The 21,548-nt window shown below is 65.3% G+C and carries 16 protein-coding genes; 11 read left to right on the top strand and 5 right to left on the bottom strand.

The annotated features are described in order from the left end of the window. Window positions 1-63 precede the first annotated feature (63 nt). Both AC1RMD_RS07345 and AC1RMD_RS07340 read left to right on the top strand, forming a co-directional pair. A complete protein-coding gene (locus AC1RMD_RS07345) occupies window positions 64-1,176 on the top strand; it encodes an NAD(P)-dependent alcohol dehydrogenase (RefSeq protein ID WP_492925140.1) in 1,113 nt (370 codons plus the stop codon). Window positions 1,177-1,196: 20 nt separating this feature from the next. Next, complete coding sequence (locus AC1RMD_RS07340) at window positions 1,197-2,759, top strand: GMC family oxidoreductase (protein ID WP_492925138.1); 1,563 nt, start codon at window positions 1,197-1,199, stop codon at window positions 2,757-2,759. Here the strand turns inward: AC1RMD_RS07340 and AC1RMD_RS07335 are convergent. The 4 genes from AC1RMD_RS07335 to AC1RMD_RS07320 form a co-directional block, all read right to left on the bottom strand. After that, window positions 2,719-3,507 carry a sterol desaturase family protein gene (locus AC1RMD_RS07335; protein ID WP_492925136.1) on the bottom strand — a complete coding sequence of 263 codons (789 nt, stop codon included), beginning with the start codon at window positions 3,505-3,507 and terminating at the stop codon, window positions 2,719-2,721. The genes AC1RMD_RS07340 and AC1RMD_RS07335 overlap by 41 nt on opposite strands. A gap of 78 nt (window positions 3,508-3,585) precedes the next feature. Then, a complete protein-coding gene (locus tag AC1RMD_RS07330; protein ID WP_492925134.1) occupies window positions 3,586-4,314 on the bottom strand; it encodes a PEP-CTERM sorting domain-containing protein in 729 nt (242 codons plus the stop codon). Between the two features lie 216 nt (window positions 4,315-4,530). After that, the gene (locus tag AC1RMD_RS07325; RefSeq protein ID WP_492925132.1) at window positions 4,531-5,592 is read right to left on the bottom strand and encodes an acyltransferase family protein; all 1,062 of its coding nucleotides are present in this window, start codon (window positions 5,590-5,592) and stop codon (window positions 4,531-4,533) included. A gap of 2 nt (window positions 5,593-5,594) precedes the next feature. Continuing rightward, window positions 5,595-8,336 carry a TonB-dependent receptor gene (locus AC1RMD_RS07320; RefSeq protein ID WP_492925130.1) on the bottom strand — a complete coding sequence of 914 codons (2,742 nt, stop codon included), beginning with the start codon at window positions 8,334-8,336 and terminating at the stop codon, window positions 5,595-5,597. Between the two features lie 159 nt (window positions 8,337-8,495). On the opposite strand from AC1RMD_RS07320, the gene AC1RMD_RS07315 reads away from it, so the two are divergent. From AC1RMD_RS07315 to AC1RMD_RS07290, 6 genes are all read left to right on the top strand, one after another. After that, the gene (locus tag AC1RMD_RS07315; RefSeq protein ID WP_492925128.1) at window positions 8,496-9,152 is read left to right on the top strand and encodes a response regulator transcription factor; all 657 of its coding nucleotides are present in this window, start codon (window positions 8,496-8,498) and stop codon (window positions 9,150-9,152) included. Then, window positions 9,152-10,525 carry a sensor histidine kinase gene (locus AC1RMD_RS07310; protein WP_492925126.1) on the top strand — a complete coding sequence of 458 codons (1,374 nt, stop codon included), beginning with the start codon at window positions 9,152-9,154 and terminating at the stop codon, window positions 10,523-10,525. Before AC1RMD_RS07315 ends, AC1RMD_RS07310 begins: the two co-directional genes overlap by 1 nt. Window positions 10,526-10,575: 50 nt before the next feature. Then, the gene (locus AC1RMD_RS07305) at window positions 10,576-11,970 is read left to right on the top strand and encodes a DUF2799 domain-containing protein (protein ID WP_492925124.1); all 1,395 of its coding nucleotides are present in this window, start codon (window positions 10,576-10,578) and stop codon (window positions 11,968-11,970) included. Between the two features lie 95 nt (window positions 11,971-12,065). Beyond that, a complete protein-coding gene (locus tag AC1RMD_RS07300; protein ID WP_492925122.1) occupies window positions 12,066-13,961 on the top strand; it encodes a serine hydrolase domain-containing protein in 1,896 nt (631 codons plus the stop codon). Window positions 13,962-14,131: 170 nt separating this feature from the next. Next, window positions 14,132-14,686 (top strand): sigma-70 family RNA polymerase sigma factor, encoded by a 555-nt coding sequence (locus AC1RMD_RS07295; RefSeq protein WP_492925120.1) that lies wholly within the window; start codon window positions 14,132-14,134, stop codon window positions 14,684-14,686. Beyond that, complete coding sequence (locus tag AC1RMD_RS07290) at window positions 14,683-15,564, top strand: hypothetical protein (RefSeq protein ID WP_492925118.1); 882 nt, start codon at window positions 14,683-14,685, stop codon at window positions 15,562-15,564. Before AC1RMD_RS07295 ends, AC1RMD_RS07290 begins: the two co-directional genes overlap by 4 nt. Here the strand turns inward: AC1RMD_RS07290 and AC1RMD_RS07285 are convergent. Beyond that, complete coding sequence (locus tag AC1RMD_RS07285; protein WP_492925116.1) at window positions 15,557-18,454, bottom strand: DUF2135 domain-containing protein; 2,898 nt, start codon at window positions 18,452-18,454, stop codon at window positions 15,557-15,559. The genes AC1RMD_RS07290 and AC1RMD_RS07285 overlap by 8 nt on opposite strands. Before the next feature lie 164 nt (window positions 18,455-18,618). Between AC1RMD_RS07285 and AC1RMD_RS07280 the strand changes: the two genes are divergently transcribed. Genes AC1RMD_RS07280 through fabI form a run of 3 tightly spaced genes read left to right on the top strand, consistent with a single transcriptional unit; the run spans window position 18,619 to window position 21,540 of the window. Continuing rightward, window positions 18,619-19,569 (top strand): phosphate acetyltransferase, encoded by a 951-nt coding sequence (locus AC1RMD_RS07280; protein ID WP_492925114.1) that lies wholly within the window; start codon window positions 18,619-18,621, stop codon window positions 19,567-19,569. A 4-nt stretch (window positions 19,570-19,573) separates the two neighbouring features. Further along, a complete protein-coding gene (locus AC1RMD_RS07275) occupies window positions 19,574-20,767 on the top strand; it encodes an acetate/propionate family kinase (protein ID WP_492925112.1) in 1,194 nt (397 codons plus the stop codon). Next, window positions 20,764-21,540, top strand: a complete 777-nt coding sequence (gene fabI / locus AC1RMD_RS07270) for an enoyl-ACP reductase FabI (RefSeq protein WP_492925110.1) — start codon at window positions 20,764-20,766, stop codon at window positions 21,538-21,540. The genes AC1RMD_RS07275 and fabI overlap by 4 nt, the downstream gene beginning before the upstream one ends. Window positions 21,541-21,548 lie beyond the last annotated feature (8 nt).

Below are 21,548 nucleotides of genomic sequence, written 5' to 3'. Positions count from 1 at the left end.
TCCCGGCTCTCTTAGACTGTGCTCGCTTTCTGGCGGCGAGCCCAGACTACTCAAGGGAACATCATGAAAATTACCGCTGCGCTGGCGCGCGCCACCCATCAGGCGCTGGACGTGACAGCGCTGGACCTGGACGAGCCACGCGACGACGAAGTGCTGGTCCGCGTGATCGCCAGCGGCATCTGCCGCACCGATATCGATGTCCGGGACGGCTACCTGCCCACGCCGACGCCGGTGGTGCTCGGCCACGAAGGCAGCGGCATCGTCGAGCGGGTAGGGCGGCTGGTGCGCCGCTTCGCGCCTGGCGACCATGTCGTCATGTCGATGGGCTCCTGCGGCGTTTGCGAGTCCTGCCAGCTTGGCCTGCCCGCCTACTGCGTGCAACATGTGCCGATGAACTTCCTGGCGGCGCGGCCGGACGGCTCGGTTTGCATGCACGAGCACGGCATGGACGTGCACAGCCATTTCTTTTCCCAATCGTCGCATGCCACCTACACGGTGGCGCATCAGAGCTCGCTGGTCAAGGTGCGGGACGACGTCGATTTGCGCTGGCTGGGGCCGCTCGCTTGCGGCGTGATGACCGGCGCCGGAGGCGTCATCAATACACTGAAACCGGAGGCCGGTACCAGCATCGTAATCTTCGGCGCGGGCACGGTGGGCTTGAGCGCGCTGATGGCCAGCAAGATCGTCGGCTGCACCCGCCGCATCGTGGTCGACAACAAGCCGGCGCGGCTGGCGCTGGCGAGCGAACTGGGCGCCACCGACACCATCTTGTCGACCGCCGACGCCGACGTGGCGGCGCAGGTCCGCGCCTTGACGGACGGATTGGGCGCCCACTATGCCTTTGAATCGAGCGGAGTGAAAAGTGTGATCGGCGCCGCCCTGGCCGCCATCCGCGAACGCGGCACATGCGTCATCACCGGCGTGCTGCCGCAAGGCAGCCTGGTGGAGTTCGACGCCTGGCAGCTGCTGCGCGGCCGCACGGTGCGCGGCAGTGTGATGGGCGACTGCCTGCCGTCGCAGTTCATACCGCGCCTGGTCGAGTTCTATCGACAAGGCCTGCTGCCGCTGGAGAAGATCTGCAGCTTGTACCCGCTGGCGGACATCAACCAGGCCATCGAGGACGGCATCTCCGGCGCGGTGGTGAAAGCCATCGTCGTCATGCCGCACCCGGATTAATCACTCACTTTAAAAATGCCATGAACCCACACAGCAACGTTTTTGATTTTGTCATCCTTGGCGGCGGCTCCGCCGGCGCCGTGTTGGCCAACCGCCTGTCCGAAGATGGACGCTATCAGGTCTTGCTGATCGAGGCCGGCCGGGCCTTCGATCCCGACGCCTACCCCGAACAAATCTATAGCAGCAACGTCATCGCCGCCAACGGCGACGCCAGATACGAATGGGGCTACCACGCCAAGCCGGTCGGGCAAGCCCAGCCTGTGTATGCGCCGCGCGGCAAGGTGCTGGGCGGCAGCTCGGCCATCAACGGCGCGGTCGCGTGCCGGGCCTTGCCGTTCGACTTCGCCCGCTTCACCGCCAAAGGCCTGAAGGGCTGGAGCTTCGACGAGGTGCTGCCGTACTATAAAAGAATGGAAAGCGCGCCGCACGGCGACGAACAATGGCATGGCCGCAACGGCCCCTTGCCGATACATCAGATGAGCATGGACTACATCACTCCGGTGCAGCGGGCGATGGTGGAGGCGTGTTGGGCGCTGGGCGCGAACCGGGTGGACGACTTCAACAATCCGCAAGCCAATAACGGCGCGGGCCCCAATCCGATGAACGTGGTCAACGGCGTGCGGGTCAACACCGGCATGGCCTATCTGACGCGCACCGTGCGGGCACGCCCCAACCTGACGATACTGGACCGCAGCATGATAGACCGCTTGCTGTTCGAGGACGGCGCGGTACAAGCGGTGCTGCTGGCCGACGGCAGCAAGGTCCAGGGTGCGGAAGTCATTCTGAGTGCCGGCGCCTACGGTTCCGCCGCGATCCTGCTGCGCTCCGGCATCGGCCCGAAGGCGGATCTGGAGGCGCTGGATATTCCCGTCGTCGTCGATGCGCCGGTCGGCACACGGCTGCTGGATCACGCCTTCTACAGGATGAATTTCAGCGGCAAGGCCGAGCTGAAGGGCCAGGAGCATCCGGTGGTGGGCGCCCAGCTGTGGACCAACTCGTCGCGGGCGAGTTCGAAGCAGGAGCTCGACATCGGCATCTCGCCGTCGCATTTGCTCGATCCGGCCATCAGCCCGACCGGCGTGGCGTTTTCGCTGGGACTGGAGCTGATGCATTGCACGTCCGAGGGGCGGATCCGCTTGCAGAGCCGCGATCCGCAAGCCGCGCCGCTGATCGAACTGAATCACCTGAGCAGCGAGGAAGACATGGCGCGCATGGTGGAGTGCTTCCGCCTGGCCAGGAAACTGGCCGCCACCGAACCGCTGGGCAGCATGATCGTGGCGGAGATCTATCCCGGCCCGGCGGTCGATGACAGCGATGCGCAGATCCGGGCGGCGTTGGCGCAGGGCGTAGGCTCCTTGCAGCATCCATGCGCCACCGCGCCGATGGGTCTGCCGGACGATCCGGCGGCGGTGGTGGACGAGCAGGGTCGCGTCTACGGCGTGCGGGGGCTGCGCGTGATCGACGCCTCGATCTTCCCGGAGATACCGTTGATTAACCTGAACCCCACCGTCATCATGATGGCGGAAAAGCTGTCCGATGCGATCAAGGCTGCCGATCGGGCGCCGCTGGCGCGGCCTCGCTGATGCCGTAAGCCACCGGCCAGCCGGCCGGCAAGTGCCAGGTGCCAAACAAGCGGTCGAGGAAGGGCAGGGTCGACGAGAAGTTGCGGTCCAGCGGCGCCACGCTGGTGTGGTGCCAGTGATGGAAGGCCGGCGTGGCGATAATCGATTCCAGCGGGCCGAGCCGGACCCGCAGGTTCGAATGGATGAAGAAGCCCCACACCGTGCCGATGACGATCACCAGCGCCGGCGTGGCGCTGCCGCCCGCGCTGGCGCCGGCCAGGCCGAGCACGTACAGCGGCGTCATGCCGAACAGCCGGGTGACGATCATGTCGACCGGATGCGCATGCGTATTGATCAGGAAGTACAGGTGTTCCGGCTGGTGGTGCACCGAATGGAAATGCCACAGCCACGGCAACTGGTGGCTCAAGCGATGGCCCCAGTAAAAGCCGATCTCCGCGATCAGCAAGGACAGCGGCAACTTCACAGCCAACGGCAAGGCGCCCATGGCGGCCGGCACGGCGGACGGCAGCAGCGCTTGCGCCGCCACGGCGACCACCGACATCAACGCCGCCACGATGGCCGCCGGCAGCAGGCTGTTGAGGAAGTACAGGCCCAGATTGATCGCCAGCGCGCGGCGCGGCAAGTGGGCCTTGCGCACCGCGAGCCAACGCTCCAGCGGCACGAACACCAGCGACAGCAGCACCAGCCACACGCACAGCCGCCCCACGTTGACGGCAAAAACAGGCAGGTAGGCGAGCAGATCGTTCATCAGTGTCAAGGCGTAGTAAAAGGCGGAAACGACAATGCCGGACGCGAACGTCCGGCATCGATTCAGGCGGGCCGGGAGTTAAGCGGCCTTGGCTTTGCGGCGACGCGCGGCGAAGGCAACCAGACCCATGCCCAGACCCAGCATGCCCCAGGTTTGCGGCTCAGGCACGGCCGAGGTCATCGACACGCCATCGAGCAGCGAGAACGGTGGCACGCCGCTAGGCGTACCCACGGCCAGGAAGCTCAGCACTTCGCTGGCGCTGGTGGCGGTGAAGGTGAAGGTTTCCTTCTGCCAGCCGGTGAAACCGTGGTTGGCATTGTTCTTCACTGCGGTCGAGATGGTCTGGCCGCCCAGCGACACTTTCCACTGTTCGGTGTTCGGACCGTCGAAGGTGTATTGCTGCGCGCCAGCCCAGTAGAAGCTCAGCTTGTATTGCTGGCCGGCGACCAGGCCGTTGACGGTCTGGCGAATCGGGGCGATTTCAAACGCGCCATCGGCGGCGATGAAGTTGCCGCCGACCGGGCTGGCGCCCAGGCCGTTGGCGGAGCCATTACCGGCGCCCCACAGTTGCAGATTGCCGTAGCTGCCATTGACGCCGCCGTGGTCGGCGTTGGTGTCGCTGAACAGGAAGTTGTAGCCGGTGCTGCTCCAGCCGTGAACCTGATTGCCGGCGTAGCCGATCTGGCCGTAGTTGCCGACTTCGAAACCACCGTTGACGATCAGTTCGCCAGGGACGGCTGCGTTAGCCACGCCTGCGCACAGGGCGGCAGCGGCGGACAGGGCCATCATTATCGATTTAATACGCATGTAGAAAACTCCAGGATACGAATTTCAGGCGGGCTTCCGGCCGCCGGCGGTGTTGAAAGTTGATTGATTCTGGTCAATTAACTTGTTCTAAATGCATTATGAATGAACAATGTATAAATTGGAATATTTTTAATTTGTAAAGCAAGTTGAGCGCATTGCAACACCTGTGCTAGTAATGGAAGCGCTACCGCGACTTGCGAAAAAGAAGCAAATGCCTCAGATCGTGAAGCGCCAGCCGCGTTTTTCGGCGCCCGCCATAGCCAGCCAGAAGAGCGCGGTGAACGCCGTGGCGAACGCCAGCGAGGCCGCCCATGGTCCGAATATCGGCGTCAGCGGGGTGCTGAAAACGTAGGTGTAGAGCGGTCCCATCAGGCCGCTGCCTTCAATCAAGCAAGTGGCGATCCAGGAGCCGGCGTAGGCGGCGATGGCATTCAGGCCCATGGTCCGGCCCAGCGGCGGCCAGCCGCGCACGTCGATCAGCCGGTGAGCCAGCGCGACGGCCAGCAGACCGAAGCCGCCGGTCCACAGCACGAAGGACGAGGTCCACAGCTGTTTGTTCAGCGGCAGCACCAGCGACCACAGGCCGCCCAACAGCATCGTCGCGGCACCCGCCAGGACCAGCGTGCGGGTCTGGCCGCGCCGCAGCCAGTCGCCGGCGCGCAGGCCGAGGATGACGGTGGCCAGCGACGGCAATGTGCCCAGGATGCCCTCGGGATCGTGGCCGATGCCGGTGGCGGCGTCGTACTGGTAGGCCAGGTGGCCCAGCAGCGCGCTGTCGACGCGGTCGGACAGGTTCAGGCCCGGCTCCAGCGAACCGCCCGCCGCCAGCAGCGCCCAGTAACCGAGCAGGATCGCCACGAAAGCCGTCCATTGGGCGCGGGCGCTGCGCAGGTAGATGGCCATCAGCCCTGCCGCCGCGAAGCAGAGGCCCGTCCTTTGCAGCACGCCGAATAGCCGGAAGCCGCGCCCGTTCAGGAGCAGCATCGCCACCACGTGCAGCGCGATCCCCAGCAGCACGATGCGCACGGAGCGCAACAGCACCGAGCGCGCCAGCGGCGCGGCGTCCGCCCCCGCATCCAGGCGGGGACTGAGCGCCAGGTTGATCGAGATCCCCACGATCAGCATGAAGATGGGGAAGATGAAGTCCGGCGGCGTGCAGCCGTGCCATTCGGCGTGTTCCAGCCAGGGGTAGACGTGCGACCAGTCGCCGGCGTCGTTTACCAGCAGCATGGCGGCCACCGTCAGGCCGCGCACCGCGTCGATAGAATTGATACGCATAGTCAAAGCTTGCCGCGCAGTCCAAGGTAGTATTGGCGGCCGTTCGAATACGAGGCGATAGGCTGGTCCTTGTTCTCGCCGTAGTAGCGCAGCACGGCGTTGTTGACGTTCAGCGCATCGAAGGTAATCGACAGGTTCTCGTTGATCTTGTAGTTGATCGACGCCGCCAGGTTGCCGGTGCCCGCCATTACCTGCGGGAAGCTGTTGTACAAGCCGCCGGAGAAGCTGGAGCGATAGGTATAGGCCAGGCGGGCGCTCAAGCGGTCGTCCTCGTAGTAGGTCTCGGCATTGTAGGTGTTCTTCGAATTGCCCACAACCGGCTTGCCGTCCGCCGCGCTGCCGTCGGTGTAGGTGTAGTTGGCCAGCACGCCGACGCCGCCGAACAGGTGCTGCTGGTAGGCCAGCTCCACGCCCTTGTTCTTGGCGCTGATATTGGTCGGCGAAGAGATGGCGTAGCTGTCGAAGCGCTTGAACGAGTTGTTGAAGTAGGTGAGGTTGGCCGTGCCGTAGGTGACGTAGGACGACATGTCCATGTAGAACACGCCGGCCGACAGCAGCGCTTTCGGCGCGAAGTACCATTCCAGCGCGACGTCGTAGTTGGTCGAACGCACCGGCTTCAGCCTGGGGTTGCCGCTGCTGCCGGTCAGGTTGGTGTCGTTCAGTGTGACCGCGCCGACCATGGCGCTGAAGTCGGGGCGCGCCATGGTCTTGGCGACGGCGGCGCGCGCCACCAAGCTGGGCGACAGGTCGAACTTGAAGTTCGCGCTAGGCAACAGGTCGTTGTAGGTGGTCTCGTTCAGCGTCGGCGTGTAGACGCCGTTCACGTTGTCCTGGCCGATGGGATGGTCGCCGCCGGGGATGTTGGTGATCGTGGCCTGCTTGGTGCGCACATAGCGCACGCCCACGTTGCCGCGCCAGCCGTCGCCGGCCAGGTTGACCATGCCGTAGATGGCGCTGGATTTCTCCTTGACGTCCATTTCGCCGGCCCAGTTCTCGGTGGTCGGGCCGCCCGCCAGGTCGTACTTGGCGGCCCAGGCGGCGATGTCGCCGGGTTTGATCTGCCATACATTGCGCAGGAAGTCGGCGCTGCTGGTGATGCCGTTGCCGAAGTTGGACGGGTAGGTGGAACCGCCCCACGCCGGTAGCGGCGCCGAGGTGGTGCCGTCGCAGGCTTTGCAACTGCGGTTCTCCGGCTGGCTCACACTGCGATGGTGCTCGGCGAAGCGCACGCCGAACTTGGCCGATTCCATGACGCCGCGATCGAGCCGTAATTCGCCGTCGGCCTGGGCGTATTTTTCGCTGTCCTTGGTGATGACATGCGAACCCCAGGCTGAGGCGGTGACGTAGTTGGTGAACTTGGACGTGTCCGCGCCGGGGAAGGACATGGTGGCCGGCGACAAGCCGTTCAGCGTGTAGCTGGAACCGGCGCCGGTCAGGCCGGCCTCGTAGCCGATATCGGCAGGGGTCTTGCCGGAGCCGCGCGTGTAGCCCACGCTGCCGCTGATGCGCAGGTCCTGATTGACCTTGTAGCTGCCGTCCAGGTCAAGGTAGGCCGACGAGGACGACGAGCCGGGACGGTAGATCTGGTCGCCGAAGGCCGAGTACAGCGAGGAGTTGTAGGTCTGGGTGGCGCTGACGGCAGGGTACTGCGATGCCGGTATCGTGGCCGCCACCAGCGTGCCGCTCTTGATGGTGTAGGCCGAAGGGACCACGCCGACCGAGGCGCCGGTATCCGGATTGGTGGCGTTGATGTTGGCGGAGATGTTGTTGTAGAAGCTGCGGTTGTAGTTGGCCGCGTCCAGCTGCGAGCTGAAGCCGTTGAGGTCGAAGGTCAGGTCCTTGCTGGGCTTGAACTGCAGGTCGAAGGCGCCGCCGGTGCGCTTGCGGGTCTGCTCGAACAGCGAGGCGCTGATGCCGGCCGGCGCCAGGATCCCCGCCAGTTCCGGGTGCGCCTTGGCGGCGTTGCTGTCGGCGGCGATGGCGGTGTAGCCGTAGAACTCCTGGCCGTCGCGGCGTTCGTGGCGCTTTTCAGAGAACAGCTGCACCAGCACGCCGAAGGTCTTGGCGTCGTTCTTCCAGCCGAGCAGCGCGTTCATTTGCGGATCGGTCTTGCTCGGCAGGTCGGAGTAGATGGCTTGCACCGTGCCCTCCAACGTCAGCTGCTTCTTGAAGTCGAGCGGCTTGCGGGTCTCGATGTTGACCGAGCCGGCCACGCCGCCTTCGACCATGTCGGCCTGCTGGCTTTTCTGCACCGTGACGGCGCTGACGATTTCCGACGGCAACAGCGCGTAGCTGACGCTGCGTCCGACGGCGCCCGCCTGGTCCAGCACGAACCAGTCGCCGGTCCCGATCGCATGGCCGTTGACCTGCGTCTGGGTCAGGCTGGAGCTGGTGCCGCGAATGCTGACGCGGTCATTTTCGGCGAAACCGCCTTCGCCGCCGGCGGAGGAGGAGATGTTCACGCCCGGCACGCGCTGGATGGCGTCGGCCACGTTCTTGTCCGGCATTTTGCCGATGTCTTCGGCCGATACCACTTCGGACAGCGTATCGCTATTGCGCTTGCGGGCCAGCGCCTGTTGCAGGGAAGCGCGGATGCCGGTCACCATCACCTGTTCGGGCGGTTGGGCGGTGTCGCCGGCCTGCTGTTGCGCCATTGCCGGCACGGCGGCGGCGCATGCCAGCATCAATGCCACAGCCGTAGCGATAGGCGTGAGCGTCGTTTTGATCCCTGCGTTGCTGTCCATCTGGTCTCCCTCGTTTTAAGTGTGGCCAGATTGTCCCTAGTCTTCCTTAACGCCACCCAAAAGGAACCTTAAGGTTTTCCTAACGTTGTGGCGCGCAGACGATTGACAGTTCGGCAAGAAGATGCGTAGATACGGGCTTCACGAAAGAGGTAGCGACATATGAAGATTTGCCTGGTCGAGGACGACCTGGAATTGGGCAAGGCCTTGCAAGCGGCCTTGCAGGATGCGGGACAGGATGTGATCTGGGTACGGCGCGCCAGCGACGCCCGCCATTGGGTGGAAAACGAACCGTTCGACGCGGTGCTGCTGGACCTGGGCCTGCCCGACGGGAACGGCATCGACGTGCTGCGCGAACTGCGCTCGGCCGGCCACACGCTGCCCATCCTGGTGATCACCGCGCGCGACAGCCTGGAGGACCGCTTGAACGGCCTGGATCGCGGCGCCGACGACTACCTGGTCAAGCCCTTCGTCGTCACGGAACTGCTGGCGCGGCTGCGCGCGGTGATGCGGCGCGCCACCGGCTGGAGCGAATCCGGCGAGCCGGTGTGGAAGGTCAAGGACCTGGTGCTGGACGATAAGCGCATGCTGCTGACCCGCGCCGGGGCCAACGTGGTGCTGTCGAAAACCGAATTCGCGCTGCTGCACGCGCTGATGCGCTACCCGGACCGCGTGCTGACCCGGCGCGAGCTGGAATCGCGCGCGCTGCCCCACAGCGAAGGCGCGGCGCTGGACGTGCACATGTCGCACCTGCGGCAGAAGATCGGCGAGGGCTATATCCGCACCGTGCGCGGCGTCGGCTACGTGGTCGACAAGTGATGATGCACAACCGCTCGCTGTTCAAGCGGCTGCTGTTCGGCTTCATCTCGGTGATGATGCTGATCTGGCTGGCGAACCTGGCGCTGGATGTCTACGAAACCCGCACCAGCAAGCGGCGCGACATGCAGCGCGAACTGCGCGCCAGCGCCTTGCGCATCATCGTGCTGATGCAAACCGTCGGCGAGCGGCCGCCGGAGCAGGTCCAGCCGCTGGTGCGCAAGATGGAGCAGCTGCACTACGCGCTCTACACGGAGCTGGGCTGGTACATCCCGGCGTTGCAAACGCAGGTATGGCGCCATGGGCAACTGGTCTATGCCTCGCCGGATGCCGGCCTGCCGGCCACCAATGCCGCCGCCGGCCCGCACGGCCAGCCGCTCAAGGATGGCTGGGTGGTGTCGGTCGAAGACGATGCCGCCACCGGCGTCACGGTGCGGATGGCGACGGAGGTGATCGGCGAGTGGATGTTGCAAGTGTCCAGCATCGGCTACTATTTCGCGCCGCTGCTGTTCAGCGTACCGTTCCTGCTGCTGCCGGCGTGGTTCATCATCCGCGTCGGGCTGCGGCCGTTGAAGTCCATCGTCGGCGAGATCGAGGAGCGCTCGGCCACCGACCTGTCGCCGCTGGCGCCGTCGCCGTACCTGGAGTTGTCGCCGCTGGTCGGATCGGTCAATCGCCTGATGGAGCGGCTGACCGAAAGGCTGGAGCGCGAGCAGGAGTTCCTGGTCGATGCCGCGCACGAGCTCAAGACGCCGCTGTCCATCATCCAGATCAACGCCGACACGCTGACCACGACACGCACGGCGCAGCGGGTGGAGGAGGCCGGGCAGGGCTTGCGCACGGGCGTGCAGCGCGCCACCCACACGGTGCACCAGTTGCTGGCCTTGGCCCGCTCGGGCGGCGACAGCGATCACGCCAGCCTGGTGCCGCGCGACCTGGTCGAACTGGTGGCGGACCGGCTGGCGCTGGCCGGGCAGATCGCCGCCACGCGCCATGTCGAAATCGAACTGCAGGCGCCGGAGCGCTGCATGCTGGCCATGCACCTGGAAAGCATGGCGTCCTTGATCGATAACCTGGTCAGCAACGCGGTCAAGTATTCGCCGGAAGGTGGCCGCGTGACGGTGGCTGTCGCGGAGGTTGGCGGGCGCATAGTGCTCTCGGTCTCCGACCAGGGGCCGGGCATCGCGCCGGAAATGCAACGCAAGGTGTTCGAGCGGTTCTTCCGTCTGCCGGACCAGGACCAGGCGGGCAGTGGCTTGGGCCTGGCCATCGCCGAACGCGCCGCTGCGCGCAACCAGGGGCGCATCCAGCTGGCCAATCGCGGCAACGGGCCGGGATTGCTGGTCGTCGTCAGCTTTGCCGACGTACGGGAGTGACGTGTACTTTATGCCATATAATCGGGCCGCTGACACTCTCATACGCCGCCATGAACTACCTGACCCGTTTTCGACCACTGATCCTCGCCGTGCCGCTGCTGCTGGCCGGCTGCCAATCCACCATGCAGCGCATTGCCGATTGCAAGGTAGGCGACTGGAACGCCATCGGGCATAAGGACGGCGTGCTGGGCGAGCCATCCGACTACGCCGAGCGCAAGGACTTCTGCGACGATCACGCCGACGACAAGAAACCCGCAGCCATGGGCGCGGAGGCGCAATACGTCGCCGGCTGGGCGCAGGGTAACTGGGATCTGTGGTCGCAGCTCGGCCAGCAGGATGGCGGCAAAGGTCTCCAGCCTCAATATGAGGCACACGCCGCCGGCGACGAGGTCCGCAAGCACAAGACGCCATTGAACCGTCCCGCCTACGATGCCGGCTGGGCGATCGGTAATTCCGAATACTGGAAAGGGCAGGGCAAACGCTCAGGCACCGACGGCCAGCCGCTGTCCGCCCAGAAGGAAGCCGCGCGCGCCAAGGCCGCCGGCATGCAGCTGCGCTTCGACGCAGCCGCCTATGCCGATGGCTGGCAGATCGGCAACCGCACCTTCTGGCAGGACGCCGGCTACACCGACGCCCGCAACGGCACGCCGGACAGCGCCTTCCGCGACCGCGCGTCCAATGCCCGCAGCGCCGGCGTGCAGGTGCAGGAAGAAGCCTACCGCGCCGCCTGGAACGGCGAGATCGTCAACTACTGGCGCAATCTCGGCACGCAGGATGCCGTCAGCGGCAAGGACTTCTCCATGCGCGGCACGGAGGCGCGGGCCAAGGGCCTGAAGATCTTCGAGTCCGAGTATCGCCAGGCCTGGGAAACGCGCCTGACCGACTATTGGCGCCAGGCCGGCGCCGACGACGGCTACGGCAAACCCTTCATGCTGGACGACCGCATCGCCAACGCGGGTCGCAACGGCGTGTTCGTCATCGCGGCGACGCGCGACCTCTACACGGCCGCCTGGGATGCGCAGAACGCCAAGTACTGCATACCGGAGAACGCCTTCGAACGAGGCCGCAGCAACAGCGGCATGGCGGTGGAAGTCTGCCGCGTCGAATTGCGCAACCAGTTAAAGCACGCTTATGTCAGCGGACAGGATTTTGAAGTGGCCGCCGCCAAACACCGCCAGGCGGTCGACGACGCCAACGAGATAGCGGGGCGCCTGAACGACGCCCGCCATCGCCTGGACCGGCTGCATCGCGAGATCCGCTCGAATCTGGAAGCCAAGGACCGCATGGTCAACGACGACACCCGCAAGCAGGATGCCCGGCGCGAGCAGGAGCGCCGCGAGCTCCACGAATACATCCAGCGGCTGGAGCACCGGCTGGATGACGCCCACCGCTGGGTGGAGCGTCACGAACTGCAAATGCAGCGACTGCGCCGCGAGATCTACTAACCCTTAAAATTTGGCTTGCATTTCAACCAATATGCTCTATGATTGCACTACTGTGCTACTTAACTAGCACACTAAACACACTCATCGGAGCGCCCATGCCATCATCGCCGAACCACCGCACCCCCAGCACTGACCGTGTAAATCCCTTCCGTTTGCTGGGCGCGCTGTTGCTGGCGATGGCCGGCGGCGCGCCGGCCATCGCCGCTGAGCCCGCGCCGGCCACCTTGGGCGAGCTGGACCAGCGCCTGGCAAAAATGTTTGAACAGCGCGGCATCCCGGGCGCGGCGTTGGCCCTGGTGGAAGACGGCAAGATCGTCCTTCTCAAGGGTTACGGCGTGGCGGACAAGGCCAGCGGCGAACGGGTGACGCCGGATACGATTTTTCGTGCCGCCTCGATCTCCAAGAGCTTCACCAGCATCGCCATCATGCAGCTGGTCGAAAACGGCAAACTGAAACTGGACGCGCGACTGGCCGACCTCGCGCCCGAGATTCGCTTCAACAATCCTTGGGAACAGAGCGACCCGGTACGTCTGGTGCATCTGCTCGAACATACGACCGGCTGGCCTGACATCAGCACGCGCGTCGAACTGCAGAACGGTCCCGACTGGTCGGTGCGGCGTGGCGTCGAGTTCGCCAGCCCGGAATACGTCAGCCGCTGGCGGCCAGGCCAGTTTGGCGTCTATGCAAACGCCGGCCCGGCCGTGGCGGGCTATGTGCTGGAAAAAGTGGCGGGGCAGGATTTCGCGGCGTTCGAGCGTGAACACGTGCTGCGGCCGATGGGCATGGCCAGCGCCGATTTCACGCTGACGCCTGAACTGGCGGCCAGGCTGGCCAAGAGCTACGCGCCGGATGGCGCAGCGACGCCGTACCAGCACATCATCATGCCGCCATCCGGATCGCTGGCCACCAGCGTACGGGAACTATCGCGCCTGGTTCTGTTCTTTGTGGGCAGAGGCACGGTCGATGGACAGCGGATCCTGTCGCCGCAGTCAGTCGAACGTATCGAACACGGCGAGTCCTCGCTGGCCGCGCGGGCAGGGTTGAAGCAAGGCCACGGGCTGGGCAACTTCCCGGTGAATGACGCCGGGCCGGGTTTTCGTGGCCACAATGGTGAAATCGATTCCTTTACCTCCGTCTATGGCTATTCCGCCGTGCAAGGCAGTGGCTATGTGGTGCTGGCCAATGGCGGCGAGGGCGTCGATTTCCGGACGCCGGTTACCGGCTTGATCCAGGCCTACCTGAGCCGCAAGCACAAGCTTGCTCCAGCGCCGATATACCCGGTCGAGCAAACGGAACTCGCGGCCCTGACCGGCTTCTACCGTAACGTGACGCCGGCCAAGGATTTGATGCGCCCCTATGCGGAAGTATTGGGCATGTCGCGGGTGACCCTGGTCGATGGCGGGCTGCGTGTCGGCGGCAAGCCTTACCTACCGACCGGCAAGCACACGTTCCGCCGCGCCGATCGGGAAGCGGCCAGCCTGGCCTTCGCCGTCCAGGATGGAGAAACCTACGTGCTGTCTGGCGGCCTGGGCGACCGCAAGCGCGAAGCGACCTGGCGCGTTGCCGGCTACGCCACCGTGGCTGCGCTGGCGCTGCTTGGCGGTGTGTTTGGCCTTCTGGCGTTGCCTGTCTGGGGCGTGGCCGCTTACCGGAACACGCTGCAAGCCAAGGGCGGCTGGAAGCCGCGGCTCACGCCGCTGCTGGCCTTCGGCTGCTTGTGCGCCACGTTCATCTTGCCACTGGTCGGCATAGGCGGGGGCATCGGGACTATGGCTATGCTGGCCGCTCCAAGCATGCTTTCCGTGCCGATTTTGCTGTGCAGCGTGGCGTTCCCGCTTCTGGCGGCGGCCGGCCTTTGGTACGCGCTGACGAACAAGCACGCCAGCCGGCTGGTGCGCTGCCATGCCGGACTGACGTCGGCCGGTATCCTGGCCATCGCCGGCTACGCATGGTCGATCGGTTGGATCGGTCTGCGCACCTGGACGATGTAACGTGATCAGAAGCCGGCGCTGGACGTGATTGCGCAACTGTAGCGGTACGGCGACATGCAGCGTATCGCCCTTCCGGCTCGGCAATATTTGGTAACAATACGAGGGCATCGGGCGGCGGATCCCTGCGTTATCATTACGCCATGTCCGCGCCCCGATCCGATGAAGTCCTTATGCTCAGCTATCGCGATGGCGATCTGGCGGCGTTCGCGGAACTGTATCAGCGCCACAGCCAGGGGCTGTACCTGTTTTTGGCATGGCGTTCGCCGCGCCGGGAGTGGGTCAACGACATCATGCAGGACAGCTGGGCCAATCTGCACCAGGCCCGCGCGCGCTACGAACCCGGCGCCAGCTTCCGCACCTATCTTTTCCAGATCGCCCGCAACCGCCTGATCGACCTGATACGCATGAACGAACGCGTGCTGCTGGCCAGCGACGGCGGCGAAGGCGACTGGTTCGAGCACGTGGCCGATGCCTCGCACGACAGCCCCGCACCCGACGGGCAACTGGAACGCAAGCAGCAGACCAGCCGTTTGCATGCGATGATACGCTTGCTGCCGGTCGACCAGCGCGAGGCGCTGGTGCTGCAGCAGTTCAACGGCATGAGCCTGGAAGAAATCGCGGAGCTGGTGGCGGCGCCGGTGGAGACTGTGAAGAGTCGCCTGCGTTATGCGATGCGCAAATTGCGGCAGGAATTGGCGCCGGCGGCCGAAGAGGCGAGGGCATGAATCCACACGATCACATTGAAGACGCGGAGTTTGAAGGCTTCCTCAAAGGCGAGGGGGAGTTGGCGCGTCAGCTGCGCGACCTGCCGCAGCCGCAACTGCCGGAGAGGTTGTCCGCCGCCATCCTGGCGCGGGCGGCGTCCGATATGGATGGTGCAGCCGTGCCGGGCGCGTCGGCCAACGATGCGGTGCACGATGCCGCGCCTGCGGCGCCGCCGGCGCGCCACTATCTGCGGCGGGCGCGGGTTCCGCTTGGCCTTGCCGCCAGCGTGGTGTTGGCGTTGTTTGTGGTGCGCGGCTTGATGCCGCAGGCGTTCGCGCCGGCGGTCGAGCGAAAGGTGGCCTCGCGGGAAACCGCGCCGGTGGATGCGAAAGTAGCTGCCGCAAGTCCGGTGGAGGAGGCGCCTGCCGCTACCGTATTGGCGGCGGCGCCACCACCACCACCGCCCGCGTCGAAGTTGGCGCAGGTGAAGCGGTCGGTGGTTCGGCCTGCCACGCAGCCTGCGCCGGCCGCTGATATCGCCGTTGCTGATAGCGCAACCGCAGCGGCGCCCCCGCTATCCAAGCCGCTCCCTGTTGAAGCTTCGGCCACTGCCGACTACGCGCGCGCCCGGACGCCGATGATGCTTGCCGCGCCTGCGCCTGTGCTTTCGTCCGAGCAGAAGGTGCTGGGCTATTCCGGCGCTGCGCCGGTGGTGGCGCTGCGGAGCGCGCCGGCCGCCGAGCCCCTGTCCGCGTCGGCCTGGCTGGCCCGCATGACCGACATGCTGAAAGCCGGTCAAACGAAAGAAGCGCATGCGGAGTGGTTGAAGTTCCGCATGCGCTATCCCGATGCCGAGGTGCCGCCTGAACTACGGCAGCAGCTCGACGCGATCAATTAACGTCAAACTCTCCCACCAGTACGGTGCTGCCGGTGTCGCGCAGACGCAGCGTCACCATTTGGTCGCGCTGTTTCGGCGTGCCGAAGCCGGTGCTGAGGCGCAGTTGCACGGTGGTCGCGCCGGCCACGATCTGCTGGCGATGTCCGAACGAGTTGACTTCCACCCGGTACTTGCCTGGCTTGGCCACCCGCAGTGAAAACTCCTCCGGCCCGTAGCCGCCGGTGAAGTCGCGCGACATGCGGCCGCCCTGGTAGGTGTAGCGGTTGGCGTAGTAGCATTTTTCTCCGTTCGGATCGGTGATCCACAAGTCGATGTCGGTGTTGTCGGCGTCCCAGGTCAGCACCGCTCGCAAGGCCAGCGGCAGATTGCGCAGCAGGCGACGATCGATGCGGCTGGTATCCGGCTTGACGGCGGCCTTGGCGACGATGGCGTTGAGCTCCGCCAGCGTCACCAGTTCGATCTCGGCAAAGCGGCCATCCCACGGGCGGTTCAGCACCTCCGCAAGCTGGTCGATCGCGGGCTGCACCTGGCCGGCGGCGGCGTAGGCGAGTCCCAGGTCGCGATACGATTGCGGCTCTTCCTCGGCCAGCCGCAGCACCTGCTGGAAGACCGGGATCGCCAGCGCCGGCTCGCCGGCTTGCAGCAATCGGTAGCCCAGTATCCGCAAGATCTGGCGGTTCTCCAGGTTCATCTCCGCCAGGTTCGACAGCACGCGCAGCGCCAGGTCGCGCTGGCCTTGTTCCAGCAGCATGTCGGCGCTGTCGAGGAAGAAGGCGCTGCTGTTGGTGTAGTTCGGTTTTTCGTCCAGGTAGACCGCATACAGGTCGGCCGCCTTGGCGGATTTCATGCGGGCGCGATATGGCTCGTTGGGTGACCACTTCTTGAGCTGGATGCTGGCGGCCGATGTGTCGCCGGCTGGCGCCGCCATCGGCTTGGCGGCGGTTTCCGCGCGCCGTGCATCGGAACGGCTATAGGCTAGAGCGGATGCCGGCGGTGGCGGCGCCATGTCGGCGACCGCGGAGGGCGCGTAGGTCGAGCGTGCAGCCCTGATCTGCTCAGGTGCGGCGTTGGCGGACGATTCTTCCATGGTCTTGAAGTCGAGCCGCTTTGGCAAACCGGATTTCGGAAAGCTCTTTTCCCACCATGCGACCTTCTGCTCAAACTCGCGCACTATCTGATCGGTGTGCTGAGCGGTGACGCGGCGTTGGGCTCCAATGCGATTCTGCTTGAGCTGGGCGTAGGCCTCCTTGTAGGCTGCCGGCGGTTCGATCTCGTAGCGCACGTAATCCTCCAGCCGGTCCAGCACCAGCAGCGAGGTCTCGCGTGTGGGCATGCCGAAGCGCTGCCCGAGGCGGCGGATTTCGCCGCGCTTCAAGTCGTAGTCCGCCTCCAGCGCATGCAGGCGGTAGCTGGCCCACATGCCGGCGGCCAGCGGATGATGGGGCGCTCCGGCATACACCGGCAGGGCCACGGTGCGGTTCCTGCCCTGCTGCGTCAAGGTCAGCGTGAGTTCGGCAGTCGGCTGCGTCAAGCGCCCGGCGAGGCGCAGCATGCCGTCTTGCGGCTCATGCGATTCGACCGAAATATCCCTGGCGCCAGTGGCGGTGATCTCGCTCACTCGCAGCGTATCCGCCAGCAGCGCCTGCGCGGCTTGCGCTGGCTGGTTCGCTTGCAGCTGCACCAGGCGGCCGCCGTTACGCTCGGCCAGCGCGGCCAGGCGCCCACTGTCCGACACCAGCGCCGAATTCAAAGCGTATAGACGCTGGGCCTTGGCCAGCGCAGGGAAGGGCGCATCGCCATAATTGGACAATCCGTCGCTGACCAGCAGGTATTCGTTGATGTCCGCTTCCGGCTTCCAGGCACCCAGCGCGCTGGCGCCATCGTAGACGGTGCTTGCCAGCGCCGTCCGCAAGGCGCTCCAATTGCCGTTGACGATGCGGAAGCGCTGGCTGGCCTCGGCGCGGTCGCGCAGGCGGATCAGCCGCACCTCCACATTGGGTACGGCCTTGAAGTAGTGATCCAGTACGGCCAGTTCGGCATCGGTTTGGCGCTGAGCACCTGAGCCGGAGCTGTCCCATAGCAGTCCCAGCACGGCCGGTGGCGTGCGAACTTGGGGCGTGCCGTCGCCGGCGACGGCGATCTCGCTGAGGAAGTAGGTCTCGCCGTCGAATTCCTGGACAAACGTTTGCGGCTGTGTGGAGGCGGCCAGCACCAGTTCCAGCGTGCCGTCGGCGCGGTAGGCGCTTTTGGTGACGCGAGCGCGATAGCCATCTTGCCGCCGCTCGAACTGCATGCTGCCCAGCACACCGCGAGGCTGCGGCGGCGTGGTCGCGCCATGCACATTTAGTTCCAGATCAAATTCGGCGATGCTGTCGCCGTAGGCCAGCGGCAAGCGATACAGTCGCTGGCCGTCAAGGCGCGCCAGCGGCTCGGCGTATTTCAGCTGCACGGTGCGGGTGCCGCGCGGCGGTATCGGATAGACGCGCAGCTTGAAGTTGTTCCCCTGCGTGACTTCCAGTAGCGCCGGATCGACGCGGCGGCGCTCAATCTCCTCAAAGATCATGCGGCCCTTGGCCTTCTCCACCGGCACGGCCGGCCGCAGCGCGCCGTCGATATCGAGCGCGAAGGCCGTCACCCGTTGACCGGGCAGCAGCGGGAATTGCAGTTCGCCTTCCAGTTGAACCGCATTGGGATTGTAGAACACCATCTCCACGGTGGTCTGCGCCAGCCCGCCGCTGATCTCCGCGTTGATGTGCAGGCTTTGCAGGCGCACCGGCGTTTGTGCGCGCGGGGCGATCAGGCGGGGCGGCATGATGGGCGGCAGCGGCGCAATGGCTTGTGCCATGGTCGATACCAGCAATAGAAAAACGACTAGCAGTGGGCGTAACATGACGTCTCCTTCACCGGAAAAGCCCGGCGTCCTGCATGAAACGGAGCAGCGCAACAAACGGGGTTAAATCATTTGAAAATAATCCATGCGGCACTGCAGCAATATTCAATTGCTTTATCTGTAGTTATTGCTATCATTTCCTGGCTTACTGCCGAGGAGAGCCGATGAATGCCCCGAACACGCCACACCCGAATTACGAAATACTGATCGCTGCGGCGCGCAAAGTGGGACCGGTGACGGTCGCCGTCGCCCATCCCTGCGACCGCTATGCGCTGGAGGCGGCGCTGGACGCCGCCCGCATGGGTTTGATCAACCCGATACTGGTCGGCCCGCAGGCGCGCATCCGCAGGGCCGCGGAAGAAGCGGGACTGGATATCTCCGCGCTGCCGTTGATCGACACTGAACATAGCCACGCATCGGCGTTCCGCGCGGTGGAGCTGATCCGCGAAGGCAAGGCCGCGGTCCTGATGAAGGGCAGCCTGCATACCGACGAGTTGATGGCCGCCGTGGTCGCCAGCGACACCGGCCTGCGCACCGGCCGCCGCCTCAGCCACTGCTTCGTGATGGATGTGCCGGGCCGCAGCGAACCGCTGATCATCACCGACGCCGCCGTCAACATCAACCCCACGCTGGACGACAAGGTCGACATCATCCAGAACGCCATCGACCTGGCGCATGTGCTGCAGTTCGATCCCGTCAAGGTGGCGATCCTGGCGGCCGTGGAGACGGTCAGCGCCAAGATGCCGTCGACGATCGATGCGGCCGCGCTGTGCAAGATGGCGGACCGTGGCCAGATCACCGGCGGCATCCTCGATGGCCCGCTGGCGATGGACAACGCCATCGATCCCGAGGCGGCGGCCATCAAGCATCTGGTGTCGCCGGTCGCCGGCAAGGCCAATATCCTGGTGGCGCCGGACCTGGAGGCTGGCAACATGCTGGCCAAGAGCCTGACCTTCATGGCCGGCGCGGCGGCGGCCGGCATTGTGCTTGGCGCCCGTGTGCCGGTCATCCTGACCAGTCGCGCCGATTCGGTGACCGCGCGCCTCGCTTCCTGCGCGGTGGCGGTGCTGGTGGCGCACAGCAAAGTGGCCGCAGGCCGCATCCTTGGAGAATGACCTGATGGCTCCAACCGATAGCATCGTCGTCATCAACGCCGGATCGTCGAGCATCAAGTTCTCGTTGTTCAGCGGCGCCGCGCTGGCGCTGACCTTCAAGGGCAAGATCGAGAACCTGTACAGCGGCGTCACGCGCTTCAGCGCCGTGGACGCGCAGGGCCAGTCCATCGGAGAGCACAGCTGGCCGGACGCGCCGCTGGACCACGAAGCCGGCATGCGCTTCCTGATCGACTTCTCGCAAACCCATCTTGAAGGACGTCGCGTGGTGGCGGTCGGCCATCGCATAGTGCATGGCGGCGTGGCCTACAGCGGGCCGCAGCGCCTCAATCCCGAAGTGCTGGCGGCGCTGGAAAAACTGATACCGCTGGCGCCACTGCATCTGCCGCACAACCTGGCGCCGGTACGCGCCGTGGTGGCGATGGCGCCGGACGTGCCGCAAATCGGCTGCTTCGATACCGCCTTCCACGTCGGCCAGCCGGCGGAAGCCCAGGCTTTCGCGCTGCCGGCGCGGATCACGGAGCAGGGCGTGCGGCGCTACGGCTTTCACGGACTTTCATACGAATACATTGCCAGCCGGCTGCCGGAAGCCGATCCATCGCTGGCCAAGGCCAAGGTCGTGGCAGCCCATCTGGGCAACGGCGCCAGCATGTGCGCGATGGCGGCGGGACGCAGCGTCGCCAGTTCGATGGGCTTTACCGCCGTCGATGGCCTGCCGATGGGCACCCGCTGCGGCGCGCTCGATCCCGGCGTGGTGCTGTACCTGATCGACGAACTGGGCATGGATGTCGGCGCGGTGCAGAAGCTGTTGTACCAGGAATCGGGCTTGCTCGGCGTTTCCGGCATTTCGTCGGACATGCGCACGCTGGAACAGAGCGACGATCCGCGCGCCAAGGCCGCCATAGGACTGATGGTCTATCGCATCGGCCGCGAACTCGGCTCGCTGGCGGCGGCCTTGGGCGGCCTCGATGCGCTGGTCTTCTCCGGCGGCATAGGCGAGAACAGCGTCGCCTTGCGCGCCGCCGTCTGCCGCGACGCCGCCTGGCTGGGGGCAAAGCTGGACGCCGCCGCCAACGCAGCCAATCCGCGCGGCGTGGCGCGCATCAGCGCCGCCGATAGCAAAGTGGCGGTCTGGGTGGTGCCCGCCAACGAGGAACTGATGATAGCCCGCCATACGCTGACCTTACTGGAGCATGCATGAACACGGAAACGATTTATCCTATTTTGGCCGGCAAGCGCGCGCTGGTGGTCGGCGTCGCCAATGAACATTCGATCGCCTGGGGTTGTGCGCTGGCGTTCCGCAAGCTGGGCGCGGAAGTCGTGCTCACTTACCTGAACGAGAAGGCGTTGCCGCACGTGGCGCCGCTGGCCGAGGAAATCGGCGCCCAGCTGCTGCCGCTGGACGTGACGAAGCCCGGCGAGATGGAGGCGCTGTTTGCAAAACTGGCGGAGCAGGGCAAGCTGGATATCCTGGTGCATTCGATCGCCTTCGCGCCGAAGGCCGATCTGCAAGGCGGACTGCTGGACTGTTCGCTGGACGGCTTTTTACAGGCGATGGATGTCTCTTGCCACTCCTTCGTGCGCATGGCCAGGCTGGCGGTGCCGCTGATGACGGATGGCGGCAGCATGTTCGCCATGAGCTACCATGGCGCCGAGAAGGTCGTCCCGAACTACAACGTCATGGGGCCGGTGAAGGCGGCGCTCGAAGCCTGCTGCCGCTATCTGGCCTATGAGCTGGGCCACCAGAGCATCCGCGTGCACGCCATCTCGCCCGGACCCTTGCAAACGCGGGCGGCCTCCGGCCTGAAGGACTTCGAACTGCTGCTGCGCGACGCTGCAACGCGCGCGCCGCTGGGGCAGTTGGTGGACATCCTCGATGTCGGTAACACCTGCGCCTACCTGGCTTCGCAATATGCGCATCGCCTGACAGGCAGCACCGTGTACGTCGACGGTGGCCTGAATATCATCGCTTAAGGAAAAAA

Source organism: Duganella sp. GW822-FHT06D06, assembly GCF_058799615.1.
The sequence above is the reverse complement of the archived record's forward strand: the minus strand, read 5'-3'. Positions and strand labels throughout refer to the sequence as shown.

What these genes read in the sequence shown, in the direction of transcription:
- AC1RMD_RS07345 (WP_492925140.1), top strand. Translation starts at nt 64, where the DNA reads ATGAAAATTACCGCTGCGCTGGCGCGCGCCACCCATCAGGCGCTGGAC.
- AC1RMD_RS07340 (WP_492925138.1), top strand. Translation starts at nt 1,197, where the DNA reads ATGAACCCACACAGCAACGTTTTTGATTTTGTCATCCTTGGCGGCGGC.
- AC1RMD_RS07335 (WP_492925136.1), bottom strand. Translation starts at nt 3,507, where the DNA reads ATGAACGATCTGCTCGCCTACCTGCCTGTTTTTGCCGTCAACGTGGGG.
- AC1RMD_RS07330 (WP_492925134.1), bottom strand. Translation starts at nt 4,314, where the DNA reads ATGCGTATTAAATCGATAATGATGGCCCTGTCCGCCGCTGCCGCCCTG.
- AC1RMD_RS07325 (WP_492925132.1), bottom strand. Translation starts at nt 5,592, where the DNA reads ATGCGTATCAATTCTATCGACGCGGTGCGCGGCCTGACGGTGGCCGCC.
- AC1RMD_RS07320 (WP_492925130.1), bottom strand. Translation starts at nt 8,336, where the DNA reads ATGGACAGCAACGCAGGGATCAAAACGACGCTCACGCCTATCGCTACG.
- AC1RMD_RS07315 (WP_492925128.1), top strand. Translation starts at nt 8,496, where the DNA reads ATGAAGATTTGCCTGGTCGAGGACGACCTGGAATTGGGCAAGGCCTTG.
- AC1RMD_RS07310 (WP_492925126.1), top strand. Translation starts at nt 9,152, where the DNA reads ATGATGCACAACCGCTCGCTGTTCAAGCGGCTGCTGTTCGGCTTCATC.
- AC1RMD_RS07305 (WP_492925124.1), top strand. Translation starts at nt 10,576, where the DNA reads ATGAACTACCTGACCCGTTTTCGACCACTGATCCTCGCCGTGCCGCTG.
- AC1RMD_RS07300 (WP_492925122.1), top strand. Translation starts at nt 12,066, where the DNA reads ATGCCATCATCGCCGAACCACCGCACCCCCAGCACTGACCGTGTAAAT.
- AC1RMD_RS07295 (WP_492925120.1), top strand. Translation starts at nt 14,132, where the DNA reads ATGCTCAGCTATCGCGATGGCGATCTGGCGGCGTTCGCGGAACTGTAT.
- AC1RMD_RS07290 (WP_492925118.1), top strand. Translation starts at nt 14,683, where the DNA reads ATGAATCCACACGATCACATTGAAGACGCGGAGTTTGAAGGCTTCCTC.
- AC1RMD_RS07285 (WP_492925116.1), bottom strand. Translation starts at nt 18,454, where the DNA reads ATGTTACGCCCACTGCTAGTCGTTTTTCTATTGCTGGTATCGACCATG.
- AC1RMD_RS07280 (WP_492925114.1), top strand. Translation starts at nt 18,619, where the DNA reads ATGAATGCCCCGAACACGCCACACCCGAATTACGAAATACTGATCGCT.
- AC1RMD_RS07275 (WP_492925112.1), top strand. Translation starts at nt 19,574, where the DNA reads ATGGCTCCAACCGATAGCATCGTCGTCATCAACGCCGGATCGTCGAGC.
- fabI (WP_492925110.1), top strand. Translation starts at nt 20,764, where the DNA reads ATGAACACGGAAACGATTTATCCTATTTTGGCCGGCAAGCGCGCGCTG.